Source organism: Limimaricola sp. (genome assembly GCF_016125575.1).
Lineage (GTDB): Bacteria > Pseudomonadota > Alphaproteobacteria > Rhodobacterales > Rhodobacteraceae > WGLM01.
Window position 1 is genome coordinate 39,192 of sequence record NZ_WGLM01000006.1, and the last position, 23,755, is coordinate 62,946.

Consider the following 23,755-nt stretch of genomic DNA (forward strand, 5'->3'; position numbering starts at 1 on the left):
TGCCCCCCGTCCCTGCGGGACTCCCCCAGAGAGTATTTCTGGCCAGAAGAAGGGTCAGCCGAGGCGCGGCGGCAGGGCGAGGCCCTTGAGCACTTCGCTGGCTGGCAGTGGGCGTTTGCCCTCCCGCTGCGCACGGGTGATCTCGACCGCGCCGGTACCGCAGGCGATGGTGAAGCCCGTCAGCACCGTTCCGGGCGCGCCTGAGCCCGCGGCGCGGCGGCTGCCCAGCAGCTTGACGCGTTCGCCCGCGACCTCGCACCATGCGCCGGGAAAGGGCGAAAGGCCGCGGATCAGGCGGTCGACCTCGGGCGCGGGGCGGGTCCAGTCGACGCGCGCCTCGGCCTTGTCGATCTTGGCGGCATAGGTCACGCCGTCGGTCGGTTGCGGCTTCGGGCGCAGGCCGTCGAGACGGGCAAGCGCCTGTACGATCAGGGATGCCCCCAGCGCGGCCAGCCTGTCGTGCAATTCGCCCGTGGTCTCTTCGGGGCCGATGGCGGTGGCGGCGCGCAGCAGCACAGGGCCGGTATCGAGCCCCGCCTCCATCTGCATGATGCAGACGCCGGTTTCGGCGTCGCCCGACATGATCGCGCGGTGGATCGGCGCGGCACCGCGCCAGCGCGGCAGGAGCGAGGCATGGATGTTGAGGCAGCCGGCGCGCGGCGCGTCCAGCACGGCCTGCGGCAGGATCAGGCCATAGGCGACGACGACGGCGACATCGGCCTGCAAGGCGGCAAAAGCGGCCTGTTCGGCCGGGTCTTTCAGCGAAACAGGATGACGGACAGGCAAGCCTGGCGCGGTCGCCCGCGCCATGACCGGGCCGGAGCGCGGTTGCTTGCCGCGGCCCGCCGGGCGGGGCGGCTGGGTATAGACGCAGGCGATCTCGTGCCCTGCGGCAACCAGCGCGTCGAGGACCGGGACCGCAAAATCGGGCGTGCCCATGAACACGATCCGCATCAGGACCGTCCCAGTTTCTGCGCGCGGCGGAGCAGCATGTCGCGCCGTGTCTTGGAGAGGTGGTCGAAATACATGCGCCCGGCGAGGTGGTCGATCTGGTGCTGGACGGAGGTGGCCCAGAGACCGACGAAATCGCGCTCTTCCTGCGCACCCTCGACGTTGAGGAAGCTCACGGTCACGGCGCGTGGGCGGCGGATTATGGCACTGACGCCGGGCAGGTTGGGCGAGGCCTCGTCATGTTCGCGGAACTGGGCCGAGGCGTGCAGCACCTCGGGGTTGGCCATCCGCACGGCCAGCCCGCGCGCGGTGCTGGCATCGACGACGGCCAGCCGCAGCGGGATACCCAGTTGCACCGCAGCAAGACCCACGCCCGGCATTGCCTCCATCGCCGCGATCATCTCGTCCCAGATCGCGCGGACCTCGTCGGTGATGGCGGCCACGTCTGCCGCGGCCATGCGCAGCCGCCGGTCGGGCCACATCACGAAGGGGCGCGGCACCGGGCCCTAGCCCCGCGCCAGTTCGCGTTTCAGTTTCACCATCTTGCGGGTGATCATCTGGCGCTTGAGCGGCTTGAGGTAGTCGATGAAGAGCTTGCCATCGAGATGGTCGATCTCGTGCTGGACACAGGTCGCCCAGAGCTTGGTAAAATGCTCTTCCTGCCAAGCACCGTTCAGGTCCATCCAGCGCACCTTCACCTCGGCCGGACGTTCCACCTCGGCATATTGGTCGGGGATCGACAGGCAGCCTTCCTCGTAGGTCGTCAGTTCCTCGGATGACCAAGTCACCTCGGGGTTGATCAACACCATCGGGCGGGGCGGCAGTTCGGGATCCTTGACGCAATCCATCACGAGGATGCGGGTCAGCACACCCACCTGCGGCGCTGCAAGGCCAATGCCGGGGGCATCATACATGGTTTCCAGCATGTCATCCGCCAGCCGGCGCAATTCGTCGGTGACCGAGGCCACCGGCTTGGCCGGGGTCTTCAGGCGGGGATCGGGATGGATCAGGATCTGGCGCAGTGACATGCGCAGGCATTTAGGCGATGCGACGCGGGCGCGCAACATGGCCTTGCGTTGGCCGCGCCGACAGATAGCCTGCGCGCCGAAAAAGGAGAACCCGGATGAACTTTGATACCCTGATCGACCGGCGCGGGACCCATTGCGCGAAATGGGACATGATGGAGAAATATTACGGCGTCTCCCCGGAGGACGGCATTGCCATGTGGGTCGCCGACATGGACTTTGCCGCGCCCGACTGCGTTCAGGACGCCGTTCAAGGGATGCGCGATCTTGGGATTTACGGCTATTTCGGCGAGGAAGGTGCCTATCTCGACGCGATCGGCTGGTGGATGCGCAACCGCCACGGCTGGGAGGTGAACCCAACCAGCATTCTGACCACCCACGGGCTGGTCAACGGTGCGGCGCTGTGCGTCGATGCCTTCACCCGGCCCGGCGACGGCGTGATCCTGTTCACGCCGGTCTATCACGCCTTCTTCCGGGTGATCCGTGCGGCCGGGCGCGAGGTGGTTGAATGTCCGCTGGCCAACGTCAACGGGCATTACGAATTCGATTTCGATGCCTATGACGCACAGATGACCGGGAAGGAACGGCTGCTGATCCTGTGTTCGCCGCACAATCCCGGCGGGCGGGTCTGGACGCGGGCCGAGTTGCAGGCTGTCGCGGCCTTTGCCAAGCGGCATGATCTTGTCATCGTCTCGGACGAGATCCACCATGACCTGACGATGCCCGGCCAGGTGCATACGCCGATGGCGCTGGTCGAGGGTATCGAAGACCGGCTGGTCATGATGACGTCGACCACCAAGACCTTCAACATCGCCGGAAGCCACACCGGTAACGTCATCATCGCTGATCCGGACCTGCGCGCAGCCTTTGCCGGACGGATGGCGGCGCTGGGCCTGTCGCCCAATTCTTTCGGCCTTGCGATGGCGACGGCAGCCTATTCGCCGGCCGGCGCGGCATGGGTCGATGCCTTGCGCGGCTACCTTGACGGCAACCGCCGTATTTTCGAGGACGGGGTCAGTGCGATTCCGGGCATCAGCGCGATGCCATTAGAGGCTACCTACCTTGCCTGGGTCGATTTCGCAGGCACGGGGATGAGTGCCGAGGAATTCACCGGACGGGTGCAGCAGACCGCGAAGATCGCCGTCAACCATGGCGAAACCTTTGGCAAGGGTGGCGACACGTTCCTGCGGTTCAATTTCGCCACGCCGCGCAGCCGCGTGACCGAGGCGGTCAGCCGCTTGCAGCAGGCGTTCAGCGACCTCCAGTGATCAATGCAACCGGTGCCGCCTGCTCGCGCTCGAAATCCAGCGCGGGCCGGTCGGCGACGGGGGCGTGCCACTTGAAATCGTAGATCCGCTCGCCCGCTTCCTCTTGCGACGTGACCACAAGGCATTGGTAGAGGTGGCGCGCGCCATCATAGATCTCGACGAAACCGCGCAGTTTGGGCGCGTCCTTGGCATCCATGGCAAATCCGCCATCCCAAAGCCGCAGGATGCGATGCACCTTGTCGCCGTCATGCACGCACAGACGCGACGAACGGCGCTGCGCCGCCTTTCGCGCCTCTTCCAGACCCTTGCGGACTGCCTCCGGCAGAAACTCGGACATCGTGTCCCTCCATTTCACGCAGCCAAAACTGCGGCAGATGGACTGGAAATCAAGTTAACACATCACGAAAACGTCAACTTCGTGCCGGTCTGTGCGAATCTTATCGCACCCCCGCTCTTATCGCACGCCCGCCCCCGTGGCGGCCCGCGGGCGCAGGACATGGGGCCGCGCGGCATCGTAAAGGGCCGAATCGGGGAAACCATGCGCCTCGGACAGGCCCGGCCCCACGAGAATCAGCGCGGTGCGGGTGATCTTGGCCTGCCGTACCTTCTCGCGGATGTCCGACAGCGTGCCACGGATCAGCTGCTGGTCGGGCCAACCCACGCGATAGGCCACGGCCACGGGGCAATCCGCGCCATAGGCCGGGATCAGCTGCCGCTCGATCTCGCGCAGCGCCCGGATGCCAAGGTGGATGGCCAGCGTCGCCCCGGTGCGTGCGAAATTCTCCAGCGTTTCGCCAGCCGGCATCGCCGTCGATTTCATCGACATGCGCGTCAGGATGATCGACTGCGCCACCTGCGGAATCGTCAGTTCCTGGCCAAGCGCGGCGGCAGCTGCTGCATAGGCGGGCACGCCGGGGATCACCTGGTAGGCAATGCCATCGGCCTTCAGCCGCCGGATCTGTTCGGCGATCGCGCCGTAAAGCGACGGGTCGCCCGAATGAACGCGCGCCACGTCCTGCCCCTTTGAATGGGCCGCAACGATCTCGGCATGGGTCTCGTCCAGCGTCATCGGCGCGGTGTCGAGAACACGCGCGCCCGCCGGCGCACAGGCCACCACCTCCGGCGGCACCAACGATCCGGCATAAAGGCAAACCGGGCATTCCCCGATCAGCCGCGCGGCCTTCAGCGTCAGCAGTTCCGGGTCGCCCGGCCCCGCCCCGATGAAATAGACGGTCATTGCGCGCCCTCCTTCTTCTGGCCGGAAATACTCCGGGGGGTCAGGGGGGCTGGCCCCCCTGCCTGCGCCAGGTCCCCGTCGATCTTGCGGGCATAGCCGCGTGGCGTGAACATTCGCGGCCCTTCGCCCAGTTGCGCCAGCCGGGTGTTGGAAGAGCCCACCAGCACGACCGTCAGCATGTCCACCTCGTCCACCTGAAGGTCGGCCAGGCGGCGGTAGCGCAGGCTTTCCTCGGGGCGACCAAGGTTCGAGGCCAGCAGCACCGGCGTATCGGCCGGGCGATGGGCCAGCAGGATATCGCGTGCCTCGGCCAGCAGGGTGCGGCGGGTGCGCGAGACGGGGTTGTAGAAGGCGATGACGAAATCGCCCGCCGCCGCCGCCTGCAACCGGCGCAGGATGTCGGCGCGCGGCGTCAGCAGGTCCGACAGCGAGATGGTGCAGAAATCATGCCCCAGTGGCGCACCGGCCCGCGCGGCCGCGCCCTGCAGCGCCGAGACGCCGGGCGAGCAGACAACCTCGATGCGGCCCGCGGCGGCGCTGACGCCTTTTGCCTCCGGCCCCCGGTCCAGGAGTTCGAACACCAGCGCGCCCATCGCGTAGATGCCTGCGTCGCCCGAGCAGACCAGCGCCACGTTGCGCCCCTCGCCCGCGCGTTCCAGCGCGTAGCGGCAGCGGTCTTCCTCACCGCCCAGCGGGAAATCGGCGCGCGGCTTTCCCGCGGCGAGCGGTCCGAGAAGATCAAGATACAATCCATATCCCACCAGTTCTTCAGCCTCTGTGACAAGGCGGGATACTTCCGGTGTCCGCCAGGCCGCGTGTCCCGGCCCGATGCCCACGACCGACAGCCGCCCGCGCGCCCGGCCGCGCAAGGCGGTGATCGGCGCGGGGGCCTCGGCCAGCGCGGCGGTGGCCATGGCGCTCTTGCGCTTGCGCACGCGCAGCGCGGCGTCCGGCCCGGCCTGCGCCAGGGCTGCCGCCTCGGCCACGCCATGCGTGCCGACCTCGGCAAAGACGACCTCGGACGGGTCCGACAGGCGCGGCGTTTCCGCCTCGAGCTCTGCCGCGGGGAACAGGCGCAGCGGCACGTCAAGGTCGCGCGCCAGCGCGGTCATCGCGGGCTCGTCGGCCTTGAGGTCCAGCGTGGCGACCGCTTGCACCGCCTCGGGCGCGATCCCGGCTTCGGACAGCACGTGGCCCACCAGCGCGGCCAGTTCCCCGGGCGGACAGGCGCGCGCGCTGCCCACACCAAGGACGAAGCGCTGCGGCGCGAAATGCAGGTGGCCGGGGCCAAGGCCCACCACGGGCGCCGGCCCGCAGGTGATGGTCACCGCGTCCCCCTCTGGCAGGCCCGCCAGCCACGGCGCGACCTCGCCCAGCACACGGGCACCGCCGCCCGCCAGTAGTGCCGCCATCGCGCCCTTGGCATCCTCGGGGTTCACCAGCCGCCAGCCCGGCGGGGGTTCGTCCAGCGCAAGGCCCAGCGCCACCTCGCCCGCCGTCGTGACCGCCGCCTGCGCGCCCAACGCGCGGGCCAGTTCGGCGGCAAGCCGGTTCGCGCCGCGATGCCCGCCCAGCAGCGGCACCACGACCGCCCCATCCTCGCTGACCGAAACCACCGGCGGTTCGGCCCGCTTGTCGGCCAAAAGGGGGGCCACGGCGCGGATCAGGATGCCGCTGGCACAGACGCCCACCACAGGCACGCCCGCCGCGAAAAGGTCGCGCACGTGGTCCAGCGCGTTGGCAAAGAACGCATCGGCGCGGCTCACGCGGCCTTCTCGGCCATGCACGGCGGCCCCCAGCGCGGCGGCGGCGCGATGGGCCACCTCTTCGCCCGCGCGGGTCAGCGCGACGACAACGGGTGTCACAGCCATGGATCGGCCCCCTTGGTAATCAGGATCATCGAGAAATACGGCGCGACGTCCGGCGCGTCGGCCAGCGGCAGCACCACCTCGCCCGCCAGCGTCGCGCGTTCGACATAGACGGCGCGCTCGGTCAGGCCGAGGTTCGCCACCACCGCGCGGATGCGCGCCATGTGGCGGCCCACCTTCATGATCGCCACGCTGTCGGCCCCGGCAATGCGCGCGGCCAGCTGGTCGTCGGGCAGCGGGCCGGGCAGCACCTCCAGCCGTTCGTTGCGCGCGACCAGCGGGCGGCGGGCCAGCGCGGCGCAGGCGGTGACAGAGGTCACCCCGGGCACCACCGCAACCGCAAAACGCGGCGCGAGGCGTGCAAAGACATACATGAAGGAGCCGTAGAAGAACGGGTCGCCCTCGCAGAGATAAACCACGTCCCGGCCCGCCTGCAGGTGCGCGGCGATGCGCGCGGCGCCGGTATCGTAGGCCGCCTGCGCGGGTGCGCGCGCGGTCGACATCGGCACGTCGAGGACGATCTCCCCGGCCTCTTGCGGGATCAGGTCCGCGGCGATCGACCGCGCAAGGCTGTCGCCCCCCGCCAGCGCCGGATAGGCAATGACGCGCGCGCCCTTGATCAGCCGCGCGGCGCGCAGAGTGATCAGGTCGGGCGCGCCGGGGCCAAGGCCCACGCCATGCAACGTTCCGAATGTCATGTCGCAAAGCTCCATTGCGTGACGGGCATCAGCGGGCGCCAGCCGGTCAACCGGCCGACGGGTTCGGCGCGGGACACGGCGATGCGGGTCAACTCGCCGCCATGGCGACGGTGCAGGTCGATCAGCAGAGCCTCGGTCTCCAGCGTCACGGCATTGGCCACGATCCGGCCGCGCGGGCGCAACGCGGCGCGGGCAATGGCGAAAGTCTCAGGCGTCAGCCCGCCGCCGATGAAGACGGCATCAGGCGCGGGCAGGTCCGCCAGCCCTTCGGGCGCGCTGCCCGCGACCAGCCGCAGGCCGGGCGTGCCAAGGCGCGCGGCATTCGTCGCGGCCAGCGCCCTGCGGTCCGCGCGCGGCTCGATCCCCACCGCCTGCGCAGCCGGCACCGCGCGCATCCATTCCACCGCGACAGAACCACAGCCGCAGCCGACGTCCCACAGCATTTGCCCCGGCAGCGGCATCAGGCGGGCCAGCGTGACCGCCCGCACCTCCTGTTTCGTCATCGTGCCGTCGGAGGCGAAATGCGCATCCACCAGCCCCGGCGCGCGCGAAGCGATCACGGCACCGGGCCCGGCAAGACATTCTACCGCCAGCGTGTGAAAGGCGGGCGCATCCTGCGTCCAGCCGTCCGCGGTGCCATCAAGACGCGCCTCGGCCGCGGCGCCCATGTCGGACAGAACCGTCATCCGCGACGGCCCATAGCCGCGCTCGACGAGCAGCTGCGCCACCTCGCGCGGGGTTGCCGCGCCCGCGGTCAGGATCAGCAGCCGCCGGGCGGGCGCGATGGCGGGGATCACCTGCTCCACCGGGCGACCATGGACGGTCAGGGTTTCGACATCGGCAAGGCTCCAGCCCAGCCGCGCGGCGGCCAGCTGGAAGGCCGACAACTGCGGGTGAAAGGTGATCTGGGCGGGGTCAAACGCGCGGACAATCTTTGCCCCGGCGGAAAACCACAACGGATCGCCGGTGACGAGGACGGCCACGCGGCGGCCCGACAGCCCGCGCAGGGTGTCGATGAGCGCATCGAAGGGCGAGGGCCAGGCGATCCGCTCTGCTGATAGCGCGGCGGTCAGGTCGTGGTGGCGCGCGCCGCCGATGATCACCTCGGCGGTCTCCAGCGCCGAGCGCGCGGCGGGCGAAAGGCTGGCCAGCCCTTCGGCCCCGATGCCGACGATGTGCAGCCAGGGCGTCATGGCGCGTCGGTCCAGAGGCCGGTGGCCAGCGCGTTGACCGCCGCCGCCGCCATGGCCGAACCGCCCCTGCGCCCGCGCAGCGCGATGAAATCGGCCCCGCGCGGGTTGGCGGCCAGTTCGGCCTTCGATTCCGCCGCGCCCACGAAACCCACGGGGAAGCCGAGGATCAGCGCCGGGCGCGGAAACCCCTCGTCGATCAGTTCCAGCAGGTGAAAGAGGGCCGTGGGCGCATTGCCGATCGCCACCACCGCACCGTCCAGCCTGTCGCGCCACAGCTCCACCGCCGCGGCCGAGCGGGTGTTGCCGATGTCGCGGGCAAGCGCGGGGGTGGCGGGGTCGTTCAGGGTCACGACGATCTCGGTCCGCGGCAGGTGGCGGCGGATGATCCCGGCGGCGACCATCTGGCAATCGCAGAAAACCGGCGCGCCGGCGGCCAGCGCGGCGCGGCCCGCGGCCACGGCACCGGGCGAGAAGGCAAGGCGGTCGGCAATCTCGACCATGCCGCAGGAATGGATCAGGCGGGTGACCAGCGGCTGCATCTCGGCCGGGAACCGTCCCAGCCGCGCCTCTGCCTGCACGGTGGCAAAGCTGGCGGCGTAGATCGCGGCGGGGTCTTTTTCGTAGGGGCGCATCACGCGGCCCTCATCGCATCGACATGCGACAGGCCAAGGATCGTCGCCTCGTCGGTCCTTTGCGCGGGGGCCAGCGGCGCGGCCAGCATCCGGCCCAGCAGTCCCTGCGCGTCGGCGGCGGCATAGGCGCGCGCGACCGCCTCGACCTGCGCCGCGTCCTTGACCTGCCCCGGCGCGGGACGGACCGGCAGGAGCGAGGGGTAGATTTCAGCGGCGACATGGCCCTGCGCCACGGCCTCGAACGGCCAGATGGCCAGCGCGTGGCGGGCCTTCAGCCGGGCAAGCGTGGCGATGCCGGTCAACGCCTGTCCGCCGACCGAACCAACGCCGGACAGCTTCCACACCTCCTGCGCGCCCTTGGCCTGATCCTCGGCCAGCCTGCGGTTGGCGGGCAGGTGCGCGCCCCAGCCATCTGGCTTCTTGCGCGGCAAGCCCGGGATTTCGGCCTTCAGCCCGTTGCCCCAGAACGGCCCCTGCCCGGGAAACAGCGCGTTCAGCCGGGCCGCGGCATGAAAGCGGTTGTTGGAGTTGGCCGCGCCCTCGGCCACGTTGCGCCCGATCAGCACCCAGACATCGCGCCAGTCGCCGCCGGGGCGGATCGCCTGCGACAGGCCGCGCGGGTAGCCGAAGGGAAAATCGAACCCGATCAGCGCGCGCCGCCCGGCGGCGGTGGCCTGCGCCAGCAGATCGTCCAGCGCGGCCTCGGCCCCGGCGCGGGTAGCGGGGTTGTTCAGCGCAAGGCCGTCCGCGTCCAGCACGGCAATCCAGATGCTGTCCGGCCCCTGCCGGGGCGTTCCGGCGGCGGACCAGTCGACCATCACGTGGAGGTCGAAAAGCGGCATCAGGGCTTCTTCGTCTTCAGCGCGCTGAGCGGGCCAAGCGGGTGGTCGGCGTGGGGATAGGTCGGGTGGACGTGGTCGTGCCCATGGTCGTGGCCGTGATCGTGATCGTGGGAATGAGCGTGGAAATGCACGTGGCCGTCGCCGTGATCGTGCCAGTCGCCCTTGGACACATGGCTGACATGGCCGTGCGGCTGGTCCTGCGCCTGCAACCGGCAAAGCCCGGTGCAGAACGTGTCGCAAAGCGTGCAATCCTCGACATTGGATCCCGGCGCGCTGGCCCCCTGCCCCTCGACGTGGTGATGGTGGCTTTCCTGCACCGCACCCACCTCGGCCTCGAAGCCCAGCACGGCGGTGCGATACTTGCACATCGCGCAGTTGGGCGGCGGCACCTCGCCCACCTGCTCGGTCACCCGCTCGGCAAAGGTTTCCAGCACCTTGGGGTGATCGCCGAGGTAGGGCGCCTTGACGAACTGGATCTCGGGATGTTCCGCGGCGACCTGGTCGGTAAAGCCGTAGATCCGGTCGATCAGGATGCCGGAGAACAGGAAATAGGGAAACACGATGACCCGGCGATAAGGCAGACGCGCGACATGTTGCAGGCAGGGTTCGACCAGCGGGAAGGTGACGCCGGAATAGCCGACCTCGCACCAGCCAAAGCCCATGCCCTCTTGCAGCATCCGCGCGATCTTCGACACGTTGCCGTTGGCGTCCGGGTCGGACGCGCCGCGACCGATGACGACAAGACAGGTTTCATGCAGCGGCACCTCGCCAAGGGTCGTGTTGGCCTCGTCCACCGCCTCGCCCACGCGGGCGGCGGCGGCGGCGATCATCTTGGGATCGACACCCAGTTCACGACCATAGCGCACCTCGATCCCGTGCTTGGCGGCATAGGTGTTCAGCACCGTGGGAATGTCGTTCTTGGCGTGCATCGCGGCGAACAGCATGCCCGGCACGGCAAGGATACGCTCGCACCCGGCCTCGCGCAGGCGGTCCAGCCCGTCGCGGATCACCGGGTTGGCGAATTCCAGATAGCCGTAATCGACCATCCAGTCGTCGGGCAGGTACGCGGGCAGCTTTTCGGCCAGCACCTTGAATTCATCCACTGCGGATTGGCTGCGCGAGCCGTGGCCGCAAATCATCACGCCGGTCTTCATGGCCTTCCCCTTCGCATCTGGCATGACCGGAAGACCGCGCGTCGCGCGGGCACCGACGACGTGGCGCGGGCGGTCCCCGTCCAGCGGGTCGACCCCATTCGCGCCACCAACCGCTCTGGCCAGTCATGGCTTCGTCAGCATTGGTGCTAGCGCGCCGGGGCGCGGCACGCAAACGGATAAACGGCGCGCCGCCCCCGGATTGCGACTTGTGCGCTGATGCGGGGGGCGCTGTGGAGCGGGGCGGGTTGGCGCAAGGGCGGCGGGGGCATACCTCGGGTCCAACCGAAGGAGACAAAGACATGGGACAACTGGTTGACGGCAACTGGACCACAGCGTGGTACGATACCAAGGCCAGCCGCGGCGCCTTCGTGCGCAGCGCAGCGAAGTTCCGCAACTGGGTTACCCCCGACGGCAGCGCCGGGCCCAGCGGCGAAGAGGGATTTGCGGCCGAAAGCGGGCGATATCACCTCTACGTCTCTTATGCCTGCCCTTGGGCGCACCGGACGCTGATCTTTCGCGCGCTGAAAGGCCTCGAAGATCACATCGGCCTGTCAGTCGTACATCCCGATATGCTGGACGATGGCTGGACTTTCGCCACGAATTTTGACGGGGCGACTGGCGACACCCAGTTCGGGCTGCCTTTCCTGCGCGATATCTACCTGAAGGCGCAGCCGCAGATGACCGGGCGGGTGACGGTCCCGGTCCTGTGGGACAAGACGCGTAACACGATCGTTTCGAACGAATCGGCCGAGATCATCCGGATGTTCAACTCTGCCTTCGACGCCATCACCGGCAACACCGACGATTACTGGCCCGAGGCACTGCGCCCCGAGATCGAAACGATCAACGCGCGCGTCTACGACACCTTCAACAACGGCGTCTACAAGGCCGGCTTTGCCACGACCCAAGAGGCCTATGATGCCGCGGTCGGGCCGCTGTTCGACACGCTGGATTGGCTGGAGGGCCTGCTGTCGCAACAACGCTACCTTGCCGGCGCTCAGATCACCGAAGCCGATTGGCGGCTCTTCACAACGCTTATCCGGTTCGACACGGTCTATCACGGGCATTTCAAGTGCAACCGCGCCCGGATCGTCGATTACCCGAACCTCTGGGCCTATACGCGGGAACTCTACCAATGGCCGGGCGTGGCGGCGACAACACGGCTCGACCATATCACGCGGCACTACCATTACAGCCACGACACCATCAATCCGCATCGGATCATCCCGACCGGCCCCGTTCTTGACCTTGACGCGCCGCACGGGCGCGACGCGGTGGGCGCGCAACTGCGTCAGATCGGCCGGGCGTAATGCTGCACCATCGCCGCCAGGTCATCTGGCGGCGTATGACTTTCAAGAAAGGCGCGTACGTTAGGCATCAGGCCGAAAATCGACCCGTCTGAAAAGACGGTGGTATCGGTTACGAAGATCACGTTGGTGCCGGTATGACGAAAACGGGCGTAGTCGGCGACGGCCAGCGCCCCGCCTTCCGAAAGCATCAGGTCGATCAGGATAACGTGGAACCTCTCCTGTTCGAGCGCGCGAATGGCAAGGTCCGCCTCTGCCTCCCACCGGACTGACACACCCAAGCTCTGCAGATGACGTACCCACCCCTCGGCCAGGTCCGCCTTGCTTTCGACGACCAAGACGCGCGTTGCACTGCCCACGACCTGTCACCTCCTGATGAACCGCAGTATGCCATTTCTTGTGGGCGAGCAGGGTTAACAGGTTCTTAACCGCGCATTCACCAAGGCGTGAGCGGCGGAACTTCGTCGGCATCGCTTGTGCTGTCGGCGCAAATCGGCTTGAACACCGGGCGGAAGAGGGCCCAAAATGACCACCTGGATCACCATCTGTGACACTTGCAAGCGCCCCGGCTGGGAAATGGGCGACATGGCCCGCACCGATGGCGAGGCGCTGGCGGACCTGATCGAGGCCCGCGCCGCGCCGCCAGTGGCCACGCGCCGGGTCTCTTGCACCATGGGGTGCGAGCGGGCCTGCAACGTGATCGTGCAGGCGCAGGGCAAGATCGGTTATTCACTGGGACGGTTCGAACCCAGCGATGAGGCCGCCGAGGCGATCGTCGCCTATGCTACCGCCCATGCCGCCAGCGAGACCGGTCAGGTTCCGTTCCGGCAGTGGCCGCAGGGTGTGAAAGGCCACTTCGTCAGCCGCCACGTGCCGCTGCCGGAATGAGCGGCCCGCGCGACCATGGCGGCGGACTGGATGCGGCCGTGGCGCAGTATGGCGGCTCACGCAACAACTGGCTGGACCTGTCGACGGGCATCAACCCGGTCCCATATCCCCTAACGGCCCTGCCCGCCGACGCATGGACGGCCCTGCCGGACGCGGGCGCGACCGACTGGTTGATCGCCGCCGCTCGCGCCTTCTGGCAGGTGCCTGAACAGGCGGTCATTGTGCCGGCGCCCGGGGCCTCGGCCCTGATCGCACGCTTGCCGTCACTGGTGCCGGGCCTTCCGGTGCAGATTGCCGGGCCGACCTATAACGAACATGCCGCGGCCTTTCGCGCCGCCGGCAACGTGGTGCAGGACGGCCCCGCGCCGGTGCGGGTTGATGTTCACCCCAACAACCCCGACGGGCGGCTTGCCCCCGAGACGACAAGCGCGGCGCGACTGCATGTCATCGACGAAAGCTTTTGCGACACAATGCCGGGCGCCAGCCTGATTTCGCGCACGGCGCAGGACAGCACCGTGGTGTTGAAAAGCTTCGGCAAGTTCTGGGGGCTGGCAGGTTTGCGGCTGGGCTTTGCCATTGCCACGCCTGCCACGTTGACCGGGCCAACGGGCAGTCTGGCCGAAATGCTGGGGCCTTGGCCCGTCTCGGGGCCGGCGCTGGCCATCGGGGCGGCGGCGCTGGCCGATATTGAATGGGCGGCGGCCACGCGGGCGCGGCTGACGGACGACGCGGCACGACTTGACCAGATGATGACGGCCAAGGGTGCGGCGCTGGTTGGGGGCACTGCTCTGTTCCGCCTTTATGCGGTCGACAATGCCGCGGCATGGCAGGCGCGGCTGGCGCGCGGCCATGTCTGGAGCCGCATCTTTCCATATTCGCACACTTGGCTGCGCCTTGGCCTGCCACACCCCGACCGCTGGGATCAGTTGAGGGCCGCGCTGTGACGTTGGTCTTTGCAATGCTGCTTGACGCCATCGTTGGCGAACCGCGCTGGCTGTGGGACCGTCTGCCGCATCCGGCCGTTCTGATGGGCCGTGCGGTTGGCTGGGCCGATGCGCGGTTCAATGCGGGCGAGGGGCGGCGGGCCAAGGGCGTGGCGGTGATGGTGGGCCTTGCACTGGGCGCGGGCCTGCTGGGCTGGCTCATCGCCGCCCTGCCCTTCCATGTTCTCGAGGTCATCGCGGCGGCAATCCTTCTCGCCCAACGGTCACTGGTCGATCACGTCGCCCGCGTGGCCGATGCGCTACGGCTGTCAGTGGGCGACGGGCGGCGCGCGGTGGCGATGATCGTCAGCCGCGACACCGCCGCGATGGAGGCGCCCGCCGTCGCCCGCTCGGCCATCGAAAGCGCGGCCGAGAACCTGTCCGACGGGGTCATCGCGCCGATCTTCTGGTTCGCGCTGGCTGGGCTGCCAGGGCTTATGATCTACAAGATCACCAATACCGCTGACAGCATGATCGGCTACCGCACGCCGCGCCACCTGCAATTCGGCTGGGCGGCGGCGCGGGCCGACGACGTGCTGAACTGGGTGCCCGCGCGGCTGACGGCGCTGCTGATCTGGCTGGCGGGCGGGCTGCGCGGCGGCTGGGGCGCGATCCGTGCGGATGCCCGCCTGCACCGCTCGCCCAACGCGGGCTGGCCCGAGGCGGCGATGGCGCGCGCGCTGGACGTGGCACTGGCCGGTCCGCGCAGCTACCACGGCGAGACGCGCGACTTTCCCTTCGTCAACCCGGACGGCCGCCGCGACATCGGCGTGACCGAGATCGACGGGGCGGTGCGGATGCTCTGGCGCAGCTGGGCCCTCGCGCTTGTCGCGGCGCTTCTGCTGGCGCTCGGCTAGGCTTCATCTTGCCCCAAATACTCGCCCGCCGCAGGCGTCCTGCCGCCCCCCTTGCGCGCTGACCCTCCCCTGCTAGGCTCCGCCCATCCTGTCCGGTGGAGGTTCCCGATGCGCGTTGCCCTGACCCTGATCGCCTGCCTTGCCGCCAGCGGTGCCACGGCACAGACCTGCGGCGGGCCTTTCGGCGATTTCGTGGCGGCACTGAAACGACAGGCCGTCGCACAGGGCTATGCCCCTGCGCTGGTCGATGGCTTCTTCGCCGGGGTCAGGAATGACCAGAACGTGCTGGCCGCCGACCGGCGGCAGGGGTTTTTCCAGAAAGATTTCATTGCCTTCTCGCGCAGCCTGATCTCGCAGAACCGGCTGGATAACGGCCGCCGCTACGGCCAGCGCTACGCTCAGACCTTCGCCACGATCGAAAGCCGCTATGGCATTCCTTCGGGCGTGCTGCTGGCCTTCTGGGCTTTCGAGACGGATTTCGGGCAGGTGCAGGGCGACGTTAACACGCGCGACGCGCTGGTGACTCTGGCGCATGACTGCCGCCGACCGCAGCTGTTCCTGCCGCAAGTCATGGCCGCGCTGGAGCTTTACAAGCGCGGCGATTTCGACCCGGCGACCACGACGGGCGCATGGGCGGGCGAGATCGGGCAGGTCCAGATGCTGCCGGCCGATATCCTTGCCAGCGGACAGGACGGCGACGGCGACGGCCACGTCCGGTTAAAAACCTCGGCGCCCGATGCGCTGCTGTCAGGCGCGGCGATGCTGTCGCGTTTTGGCTGGCGACCGAACGAGCCATGGCTGCAGGAAATCATCGTGCCTCCGGGCCTCGACCTGCGGCAGACTGGCCTGAACCACACGCTGACCGTGCGGCAGTGGCAGGCCGCCGGCGTGCAGGCCCGCACCGGCGATCTGGGGCCGGGGGCACTGCAGGCCTCGGTCCTGCTTCCGATGGGCCAAGGCGGGCCGGCCTTCCTCGCCTACCCGAATTTCAACGTCTATCTCGAATGGAACCAAAGCCTCGTCTACGTCACCACCGCCGCTTATTTCGCGACACGGCTGATGGGCGCGCCGGTTTACACGGCGGGCAACCCCGATCCGGGCCTGACCGGGCCACAGATGCAGGAGTTGCAGCGCAAATTGCAGGCGCGCGGCTATGACGTGGGCGGCGTTGACGGCATCCTCGGCGAAAAGACGCGCGAGGCGGTGCAGCGCGAGCAAGAGCGGCTTGGCCTGCCGGCGGATGCCTGGCCGACCACAGCACTGCTGTCACGGCTTTAGGCGGCTTACCAGCCGATGAAGCTCTCGAACCCTTCGACGTCCTGACGCCAGCCGTCCAGCGTATCGGCGAAGTTCGAATCGCTCACGCCGTCCTTGTCGATATTCACGTACATGTAGACCGCGATGCCGCCATCCGATTGCAGGTAAGCTGCCGAGCGGACGTGGTTGGTGTTCCACTCGTTCATCTTGTCAGCACCGTATTTGTTGGTGTTGTCATAGCTCGACGAGAATTCCAGTGCCGTGCAGCCCATGCCGCTGCTGTCACAGCCGTGGAAGAACACGCGGAACTTCGACGACGAGACCGCCGAGGAAATCATCGGCGCACCTTGGCTGTCGGTTTCCATCTTGGCCACGTAGCCCACGTTCTGCATCGCCCGAAGCACGCCGTTGGGGTCCGCGCCGCGAATCTCGGCACTGGCCTGCGTGGCGACGATGACCGTCGCGGCAGAGACCAGAACCGGCCGAAGAATAGTCTTGATCATCTTTGCCACCCTGGTTGTCATTATTCTTCAAATCTCCGTCCCGCGCGGGCCCCTGTCAAACCTTACTTGGGCGACAGGGGCCCCGGGCCGGGCCCGCCCATGCGTCCTACCAGTCGATGAACTTTTCGAAATTCTCGGCCTGAAGCCGCCAGAAATCCAGCGAATAGCCAAAGTTGCGCGGTCCGGTGCCGTCGCCTTCCATGGTCATGTCCATCCGAAGGATCGGGTCTCCGTCATCGTTGACATAGACCTTGGCGAAACGCTGGTTGCGGTTCCACTCATTTGCGCGCGCCGGGGTCATCGGGGTCGACAGGTTATAGCCCGCGCTGAACTGGATCGACGTGCAGTCGACGTGGTTGCGGCAGCCGTAGAAGTAGACCGAAAAATTGGTGCGCGAGATGCGCGAACTGATCTTGGGATTGCCCGTCGCGGACGATTCGCCCAGCGTGGCCACGAATCCCGCATTTTGCATCGCCGCAAGAATGCTCGCCGGTTCCGCCGCCACAAGGTTCTGGGCCGCGGCCGATCCCGCCCATGTCGTTGCGGCCAAAGCTGCCGCGGTGATGAAATACCTCATCGAAATCTCCTTCGCACAAATCAATGCTGGAAGGCTCGCAACAAAATCATTGTCGGTCAAGACTTTGGGGTCAGGCAACCAGTGCGGCGGCCTTCTTCAGATCGACGCTGACAAGCTGGCTGACGCCCTGCTCGCCCATCGTCACACCAAAGAGGCGATCCATCCGTGACATGGTCACCGCGTGGTGGGTGATGATCAGAAAGCGCGTTTCGGTGCGGCGGCACATCTCGTCCAGCAGATCGCAGAACCGCGTCACGTTGGCGTCATCCAGCGGCGCGTCGACCTCGTCGAGGACGCAGATCGGTGCCGGGTTGGCGAGAAAGACGGCAAAGATCAGCGCCAGCGCGGTCAGCGTCTGTTCGCCCCCCGACAAGAGGCTGAGCGTGCTGAGCTTCTTACCCGGCGGCTGGCACATGATTTCCAATCCAGCCTCAAGCGGGTCGTCGCTTTCCACCAGCACCAGCCGCGCCTCGCCACCGCCAAAGAGGTGGCTGAAAAGCATGGCGAAATTGGTGTTCACCTGTTCGAAGGCGGTCAGAAGGCGTTCGCGCCCTTCGCGGTTGAGGCCGGCAATGCCGTTGCGCAGCACCTTGATCGCCCCTTCAAGATCTGCCTTTTCGCCCACCAGCGTATCATGCTCGGTCTGCACTTCGCGGGCGTCCTCTTCGGCGCGCAAGTTGACCGCGCCCAGCGCCTCGCGCTGACGCTTCAGCGTCGCGACCTGCGTTTCGGCAACATGGGTGTCGGGCATCTGGTCGGGATCGACGCCAAGCTGCGCCAAAAGCGCATCGGGCGTCATCTCCAGCGCCTCGAAGATGCGCTCGGCCGCTGCGGTGGTCGCCTCGCGCGCGGCTTCAGCGCGGGCATCGGCGCGGGCGCGGTCCTCGCGCGCCTCGGAGGCGGCACGTTCGGCATCACGCTCGGCCTGCATCGCCTCGCGCAGAACGGTCTCGGCGGCGGCAAGCGCATCGGCGGCGGCACGGCGGCGCGCCTCTGCATCGGAAATCGCGGCGTCCAGTTCGGCACCCCGTGCGGCGATTGCGGCGGGCGCGGCATCTGCCGTGGCCAGCTCTGCCTCGGCGGCCTCCTGCCGGGTCGCCAGATCAGCGGCGCGGCTGCCAGCCGTCGCCTTGCGCTCGCGCCAGCCGGTCAGATCGCGCGCGATCTCCTTGCTGCGACGGCTGCGCGCCTCCGCGGCGCGGCGCAATTCGTCCAGAGCAGAGCGCGCGGCCAGCATTCCGGCCCGCGCCGTTGCCACGTCGGTCTTGGCCGCCTCCAGTTCGGCGCGCGCCGCGTCAAGGTCCGGAAGTTCGTCAAGCGCCGTGCGCGCATCGGCCAGCGCGGTACGCTGGCCCTCGGCCTCTTCCTCGTGCCGGGCCAGCGCCAGCGCGGCCGATTCGCGCCGCCCGCCCGCAAGGTTGCGGTCGGCCTCGGCGCGCGACAGGGCCCGCGCGGCATCCGCCACCATCTGGTCGGCCTCGCGCCGGGCCTTGCGCGCGGCCTGATCGGCCTGCGTCAGGTCGACCAGCTGCCGCGACAGCATGTCATGCGCCTGCGCCGCGCATTGCGCGCGCGCGTTGGCCTCTTCCAGATCACGCTTCAGCTCGACCAGCCGGTTGAGTTGTTGCAGCCGCAGCGCGGCAGCCGATGGCGCGTCTTCGGCCCCGGTGCGGAACCCGTCCCAGCGCCACAGGTCGCCCTCGCGGCTGACCAGCCGCTGACCGGGCTGAAGCGCCGCCTGCAGCCGCGCGCCCTCGGCGGCATCGACAAGCCCCACCTGCCCGATCCGACGCGCCAGAATCGGTGGTGCATCAACGACGTCGGCCAGCGGCGTGACCCCCGCGGGCAAAGGTTGCGTCGCGTCATAGCCGGGCATAAGCGCCCAACCCGAGCGCCCCTCGGGCCCGACAGGCGGCGCGCGCAGGTCGTCGGCCAGTGCCGCGCCCAACGCTTTTTCAAATCCGCTTGTGACCGTCAGCAGGTCAAGAACCTGGCCACCTTCGCGCGTATCGCGCTCGACCAGTCGCGCCAGAGCGGCCACTTCGGCACGCAGCGCGCCCGCCTCGCCCTCGGCCTCGGAGCGTTGTGCGCGCGCCTCTTGTTCGCGCGCCTGCGTCTCGGCGCGGGCGGCCTCTGCGGCGCGCAGCGTCTCTTCGGCGCGGGCGGAGGTGGCCGCCGCCTGCGCCTCTGCCTCGCCCGCTGCAGCGAAATCGGCCTCGGCCTGTTCCAGCGCCTGTGCGGCGGCGGTCTGTCCGGCGCGGGCATTTTCCGCCTCGGTCTCTGACCGGGCCAGCATCCGGGTATGATCTTCGACAAGCCGCTGCGCCGACTGGTGCCGGGCCGAAAGCCGCGCGGCGTCCTCGGTCAACGCGCTTAACGCACCTTCGTGCCGCTGCAGATCGGCGCTGGCATCATGTGCGGCCTCTTCGGCAGCGGCCAGCCGTTCAGCCTCGCCCTCGGCGGCCGCTTCCAGATCTTCGGCCTCGGCCTGCAGCCGGGCGATGGTGTCGTCGGCGTCGCGGTTCAGCGCGCTTTCCCGTTCGATATCACGGCCCAGTTGCGCAATGCGCGCCTTCAGCCCGGAAATGGCTTCCCGCGCGCGAGTTTCCTCCTCGGCCAACGTATCGCGCTGCACATGCAGGCGCTGTAGCACGGCACCCGCAATCGCCTCCTCCTCGCGCAGGGGCGGCAGCGCTTCTTCGGCAGCAGCACGGGCCTTGGCGGCAGTCCGCGCCGCTGTTTCCGCCTGCGCCGAGGCGACCGAGCGTTCGCGCAGCGCGCCGATAGCGGCTGCCTGCGCCGTTTCGGCCTCGCGCCAGCGGCGATAAAACAGCACGCCCTCGGCCTGCCGCAACGCCTCGCCGATCTCGCGATAGCGCGCGGCGGCGCGGGCCTGCCGGGCCAGTTGCGCCAGCTGCTGCGCCAACTGCTCGATCACGTCATCGACGCGGGCAAGGTTGGTTTCGGCGGCGTTCAATTTCAGCTCGGCCTCGTGCCGGCGCTGGTAGAGGCCCGAAATACCGGCCGCCTCTTCCAAGATCCGCCGCCGCGCCTGCGGACGGGCATTGATCAGTTCCGAGATCATGCCTTGCCGCACCAGCGCGGGCGAATGCGCCCCCGTCGAGGCATCGGCGAACAGCATCTGTACGTCGCGCGCGCGCACCTCCTTGGCGCCGACCTTGTAGGCGGAGCCGGCATCACGGGTGATGCGCCGGACAATCTCCAGCGTGTCGGCATCGTTGAAACCGGCAGGCGCGAGGCGTTCGGAGTTGTCGATATGCAGCGCGACCTCGGCAAAGTTGCGGGCCGGCCGGGACGAGGCCCCGGCAAAGATCACGTCCTCCATCCCGCCGCCACGCATCGCGGTGGGGCGATTTTCGCCCATCACCCAGCGCAGCGCCTCCAGCAGGTTGGACTTGCCGCAACCATTGGGGCCGACAACGCCGGTCAGCCCCTCGGCGATCACCAGATCGGTGGGGTCGACGAAGCTTTTGAAGCCGTTGAGGCGAAGTCTGGTAAAGCGCATGCGCGCCGCGCCCCCGCTGATTCCCGTGGTCCGCGATGATAACAGGCGCGAGATGGCACGAGTCAACAAGACGCCACCGGATATGCACAGGCCAGATGCCTTTTCCACAAGATGTTGACACGCTGTGCCCGCAGATGGCGGCGGCCTTAGCCGGGCGCCAACCAGTCGGGCGGGCCCGCGGGGGCGAGGCCCGTCCGCGCCGCCATCGCACAGTCGGCCAGCGAGCCGAACCGCACCGCCCGGCCAGACAGCCCCGGCGCGTAGTGGGCATATTTCCCCGAATTCGTCATCAGGTTGCGCGCCTGTGGCGGCAGCAGCGGCTCGGTGATGGAGCACCAGCAGATGTCCGGGATCATCCGCGCGCCGAAGCCTTCCAGCCGTGCGCGCGTGCCGTCAGCCTCTGTCTGCGCCAGCACATTGCGGCCGACCGTGACGATCACCTCGGTCCCTGCGGCCCGGCCGTGGCCCTCCAGCAACGCCGCCAGAGCGCGGCATTCCGACAGCGAGAAATGCGGACTGCCAAAGGCGACAAGGTCGATCGCGGCCGGACCGGGGTTCAGGTCGGCCCAGACCTGCGCCAGCATCGCGCGGGTGATGGTCACGCTGTCCTCCGGCACGGGAAAATCGGCCGCCTCGGGCGTGTGGCCCGCGACGTGCAGCATTGGCGCGGCCGACGTGGTGCCGAAAGCTGCGCAAAGCGCCTTGAGGTCGTCGGGCGAGGCCGCGCAGCCCTCCAGCCCGGTCAGCAGCGGGATGCGGTCGGGCGCCAGCCGCCCGGCAAGGTAGCCCAGCATCGGCCACAGCGCCTCGTCATGGCCCGCCGGCACCTCGACCCGCAGGGTGCGGCGCGGCGCCCTGTTGGCGGTCAGGTAGACGCCCGCGCAGGGCGCACGCCCGGTCATCGCGATGAAAAGATCGAGGTAATCGGGGTGCTTGACCGTGCGCGCCGCCAGCACCGAATTGGCGTAGATCACCGCGTTCGATTCCGACCAGCCAATCGCCTCGCCCGCCTGTGGCGCCGAATCGAGCAGGTAGGGCGCGCAGGTGAAGGTGGGGCGCGCACCCATCGCAAGATAGGCATCGGCCAGCCGCGCCGCGCGCAGGCCGAAATCCGGCGGCACGCCCTGGCTGCGCCAGTTGCCATGATCAACCGAGATCGCGTTCATCGTGGTCGGAATACAGACCTGCCCGCCCATCGCGGCCATCTTCTCGGCGAACCGCAGGTTGGCGGTATTGGCGAGGATGCAGCCGTCGATATGGCCCTGCGTGACATCGACCAGCCGCTCCGCGCCCTGTAGTGCCGCCATCGCGCAGATGACCTCCATCGCGATGCGCCGGGCCGGGCCGTCTTCGCCCGCCAGCATCGCCCTGTCCTGCGCGGTCAGCTCAAGCGCGGTCACTGGCAGCGGGGCGAGCGGCAGCGCGGTGCCGTCAAGCTCCAGCACCGTTTCGCTCAGGCTGACGGTTTCGGCGGCGGCGGCCCTGACAAAATCTGCCGCGCCCAGCCGCAGCACCGGCACAGGGCGGCCGAACATCCGCGCGGCGATCATTGCGCCAAGGGTGACCACGTCTTCATCCTCGCGAAAGACGAAGGCGGCGGGGGCAAGGTCGTTCAGCGCAAGGTCCAGCATCACGCCGCTGCCGCTGCACGAGCCGCGCGTCGTCGGCATCACAAGCACCTTGCCGGCGATCGACTGGCCATGCAGCGGGTGATGCGCGTCGATCACCCGCCCCGTCAGCGGATCGACCCCGCCCCAAAAGCTGAGCCCTTCGTCGCAGGACAGGACCTGTCCCGCCGCGCGCCCTGCAATGATTGTCTGGCCGGTCATCCCCCGCACCCATCCTTCTGCCGGTGGCGCGGGGACGGGCGGACCCGGCCCGCCGATTCCCGTCGTCCGCGCCCGACCGGAAACCGCGGCCATCATGGCACCTCTGCCCGGCACTGTCGCCCATGCTGCGCGCCGGTCCGGGCGCGCCATCTGTCGCAATCCGCCTTGACGCCTGCCCTGTCAGGGGCGCACAACAGTCCCTGCATGGTTCCCCGACCGACGGCGCAAAGCGTCAGGGGATGAAATGGGAATGCGGTAGGGCCGATCCTGACGGAGACCCGAAGCCGCAGCCGCCCCCGCGACTGTATGCGGAGAGCGCCCGTCAGTTGGCCACTGGGAAACCGGGAAGGCGACGAGGTGCGATGACCCGCAAGCCAGGAGACCGGCCTTGCATGATGTAACCCAAACTCCCGTCGGGTGGACGGGACAGGAGAGAGAAACATGCATATCAATCCCGGCGTCGTGACTGGCGCAAAACTGCTGCTCAGCTATGCCACTGCGGCTGGCGCACTGACCTACACCGCGCGCGAGGCGCTGAGCACGGTTCAGGAAAAGGGCCTTGCCAGCCTTGCCGCCCGTTCGGCGATGACCACGGGCCTTGTCTTCAGCTTCTTCCAGCTTCTGCCGCACCAGCCGGTCGGCGTGTCGGAAGTGCACCTGATCCTCGGCTCGACGCTGTTCCTGATCTTCGGCGCGGCGCCGGCGGCACTGGGCCTGGCGCTGGGCCTGCTGGCGCAGGGGCTGTTCTTCACCCCCTTCGATCTGCCGCAATACGGCATGAACGTCACCACGCTGCTGGTCCCGCTCTTCGGCCTGGCGATGCTGGCGCGTCACGTGATCAAGCCGGGCACCGCCTATGTCGACCTGCGCTACGGTCAGGCGATGAAGCTGTCTGTCGCCTATCAGGGCGGCATCGTGGCTTGGGTCGGCTTCTGGGCCTTCTACGGCCAGGGCTTTACCGCGACCAACATCGCGCATGTCGCCACCTTCGGCGCGGCCTACATGACCGTCGTTCTGGTCGAACCGCTGATCGACCTTGGTGTGCTGGCGCTGGCCAAACGGCTTGCCGGGCTTGAACAATCCGGTCTTGTGACGCCGCGCCTCTTCGCCGCGGCCTGACCTGCCTGACACGTCTGACCTTGGCGGCCCCCTCGGGGGCC

At 68.4% G+C, this 23,755-nt stretch carries 23 protein-coding genes and 1 riboswitch; of the genes, 7 read left to right on the forward strand and 16 right to left on the reverse strand.

Annotated elements, in window-relative coordinates:
* Positions 1-54: 54 nt before the first annotated feature.
* The 3 genes from fmt to def (GC146_RS15840) are packed head-to-tail and all read right to left on the reverse strand — an operon-like array spanning position 55 to position 1,979.
* Positions 55-954, reverse strand: a complete 900-nt coding sequence (fmt, locus tag GC146_RS15830) for a methionyl-tRNA formyltransferase (protein WP_291840902.1) — start codon at positions 952-954, stop codon at positions 55-57.
* The gene (gene def, locus GC146_RS15835) at positions 954-1,451 is read right to left on the reverse strand and encodes a peptide deformylase (RefSeq protein WP_291840905.1); all 498 of its coding nucleotides are present in this window, start codon (positions 1,449-1,451) and stop codon (positions 954-956) included. The genes fmt and def (GC146_RS15835) overlap by 1 nt, the downstream gene beginning before the upstream one ends.
* Before the next feature lie 6 nt (positions 1,452-1,457).
* On the reverse strand, positions 1,458-1,979 hold the full coding sequence (gene def, locus GC146_RS15840) for a peptide deformylase (protein ID WP_291840908.1): 522 nt from the start codon (positions 1,977-1,979) through the stop codon (positions 1,458-1,460).
* Positions 1,980-2,074: 95 nt separating this feature from the next.
* Here def (GC146_RS15840) and GC146_RS15845 point away from each other — a divergent pair, with 95 nt between their 5' ends.
* Entirely contained in the window at positions 2,075-3,244 is a 1,170-nt protein-coding gene (locus GC146_RS15845) for a MalY/PatB family protein (RefSeq protein ID WP_291840910.1), read from the forward strand.
* On the opposite strand, the gene GC146_RS15850 is transcribed toward GC146_RS15845, so the two are convergent.
* The 8 genes from GC146_RS15850 to GC146_RS15885 form a co-directional block, all read right to left on the reverse strand.
* Entirely contained in the window at positions 3,228-3,581 is a 354-nt protein-coding gene (locus GC146_RS15850) for a hypothetical protein (protein ID WP_291840912.1), read from the reverse strand. The genes GC146_RS15845 and GC146_RS15850 overlap by 17 nt on opposite strands.
* 117 nt (positions 3,582-3,698) lie before the next feature.
* Positions 3,699-4,481 (reverse strand): precorrin-4 C(11)-methyltransferase, encoded by a 783-nt coding sequence (cobM, locus tag GC146_RS15855; protein ID WP_291840914.1) that lies wholly within the window; start codon positions 4,479-4,481, stop codon positions 3,699-3,701.
* Positions 4,478-6,352, reverse strand: a complete 1,875-nt coding sequence (gene cobJ / locus GC146_RS15860; protein WP_291840916.1) for a precorrin-3B C(17)-methyltransferase — start codon at positions 6,350-6,352, stop codon at positions 4,478-4,480. The genes cobM and cobJ overlap by 4 nt, the downstream gene beginning before the upstream one ends.
* A complete protein-coding gene (gene cobI, locus GC146_RS15865) occupies positions 6,343-7,047 on the reverse strand; it encodes a precorrin-2 C(20)-methyltransferase (RefSeq protein ID WP_291840918.1) in 705 nt (234 codons plus the stop codon). Before cobI ends, cobJ begins: the two co-directional genes overlap by 10 nt.
* Positions 7,044-8,240 (reverse strand): precorrin-6y C5,15-methyltransferase (decarboxylating) subunit CbiE, encoded by a 1,197-nt coding sequence (cbiE, locus tag GC146_RS15870; RefSeq protein ID WP_291840919.1) that lies wholly within the window; start codon positions 8,238-8,240, stop codon positions 7,044-7,046. Before cbiE ends, cobI begins: the two co-directional genes overlap by 4 nt.
* Entirely contained in the window at positions 8,237-8,872 is a 636-nt protein-coding gene (locus GC146_RS15875; protein ID WP_291840921.1) for a precorrin-8X methylmutase, read from the reverse strand. Before GC146_RS15875 ends, cbiE begins: the two co-directional genes overlap by 4 nt.
* On the reverse strand, positions 8,872-9,714 hold the full coding sequence (locus GC146_RS15880; RefSeq protein WP_291840923.1) for a molybdopterin guanine dinucleotide synthesis: 843 nt from the start codon (positions 9,712-9,714) through the stop codon (positions 8,872-8,874). The genes GC146_RS15875 and GC146_RS15880 overlap by 1 nt, the downstream gene beginning before the upstream one ends.
* Positions 9,714-10,868, reverse strand: coding sequence for a sirohydrochlorin chelatase (locus GC146_RS15885; RefSeq protein WP_291840925.1), 1,155 nt, complete (start codon positions 10,866-10,868; stop codon positions 9,714-9,716). Before GC146_RS15885 ends, GC146_RS15880 begins: the two co-directional genes overlap by 1 nt.
* 299 nt (positions 10,869-11,167) lie before the next feature.
* Between GC146_RS15885 and GC146_RS15890 the strand changes: the two genes are divergently transcribed.
* Entirely contained in the window at positions 11,168-12,178 is a 1,011-nt protein-coding gene (locus tag GC146_RS15890) for a glutathione S-transferase family protein (protein ID WP_291840927.1), read from the forward strand.
* On the opposite strand, the gene GC146_RS15895 is transcribed toward GC146_RS15890, so the two are convergent.
* The gene (locus GC146_RS15895; RefSeq protein WP_291840929.1) at positions 12,160-12,534 is read right to left on the reverse strand and encodes a response regulator; all 375 of its coding nucleotides are present in this window, start codon (positions 12,532-12,534) and stop codon (positions 12,160-12,162) included. The genes GC146_RS15890 and GC146_RS15895 overlap by 19 nt on opposite strands.
* 166 nt (positions 12,535-12,700) lie before the next feature.
* Here GC146_RS15895 and GC146_RS15900 point away from each other — a divergent pair, with 166 nt between their 5' ends.
* The 4 genes from GC146_RS15900 (at position 12,701) to GC146_RS15915 (ending at position 16,181) form a co-directional block, all read left to right on the forward strand.
* Complete coding sequence (locus tag GC146_RS15900; protein WP_291840931.1) at positions 12,701-13,063, forward strand: DUF1636 domain-containing protein; 363 nt, start codon at positions 12,701-12,703, stop codon at positions 13,061-13,063.
* Positions 13,060-14,007 (forward strand): threonine-phosphate decarboxylase, encoded by a 948-nt coding sequence (locus GC146_RS15905; RefSeq protein WP_291840933.1) that lies wholly within the window; start codon positions 13,060-13,062, stop codon positions 14,005-14,007. The genes GC146_RS15900 and GC146_RS15905 overlap by 4 nt, the downstream gene beginning before the upstream one ends.
* 14 nt (positions 14,008-14,021) lie before the next feature.
* On the forward strand, positions 14,022-14,903 hold the full coding sequence (gene cbiB, locus GC146_RS15910; RefSeq protein ID WP_291840935.1) for an adenosylcobinamide-phosphate synthase CbiB: 882 nt from the start codon (positions 14,022-14,024) through the stop codon (positions 14,901-14,903).
* 108 nt (positions 14,904-15,011) lie between these two features.
* Positions 15,012-16,181, forward strand: coding sequence for a lytic murein transglycosylase (locus GC146_RS15915; protein WP_291840937.1), 1,170 nt, complete (start codon positions 15,012-15,014; stop codon positions 16,179-16,181).
* Between the two features lie 5 nt (positions 16,182-16,186).
* Here the strand turns inward: GC146_RS15915 and GC146_RS15920 are convergent, their stop codons facing one another.
* The 4 genes from GC146_RS15920 to GC146_RS15935 form a co-directional block, all read right to left on the reverse strand.
* Positions 16,187-16,663, reverse strand: coding sequence for a YbjN domain-containing protein (locus GC146_RS15920; RefSeq protein ID WP_291840938.1), 477 nt, complete (start codon positions 16,661-16,663; stop codon positions 16,187-16,189).
* Positions 16,664-16,769: 106 nt separating this feature from the next.
* Complete coding sequence (locus GC146_RS15925) at positions 16,770-17,240, reverse strand: YbjN domain-containing protein (RefSeq protein WP_291840939.1); 471 nt, start codon at positions 17,238-17,240, stop codon at positions 16,770-16,772.
* Between the two features lie 70 nt (positions 17,241-17,310).
* Entirely contained in the window at positions 17,311-20,766 is a 3,456-nt protein-coding gene (locus GC146_RS15930; RefSeq protein ID WP_291840940.1) for an AAA family ATPase, read from the reverse strand.
* Positions 20,767-20,912: 146 nt separating this feature from the next.
* Positions 20,913-22,595, reverse strand: coding sequence for an aconitase X (locus tag GC146_RS15935; protein WP_291840942.1), 1,683 nt, complete (start codon positions 22,593-22,595; stop codon positions 20,913-20,915).
* A 188-nt stretch (positions 22,596-22,783) separates the two neighbouring features.
* Positions 22,784-23,001: riboswitch (cobalamin riboswitch) on the forward strand.
* Between the two features lie 35 nt (positions 23,002-23,036).
* Here GC146_RS15935 and GC146_RS15940 point away from each other — a divergent pair.
* Complete coding sequence (locus GC146_RS15940) at positions 23,037-23,714, forward strand: energy-coupling factor ABC transporter permease (protein ID WP_291840944.1); 678 nt, start codon at positions 23,037-23,039, stop codon at positions 23,712-23,714.
* Positions 23,715-23,755: the final 41 nt, after the last annotated feature.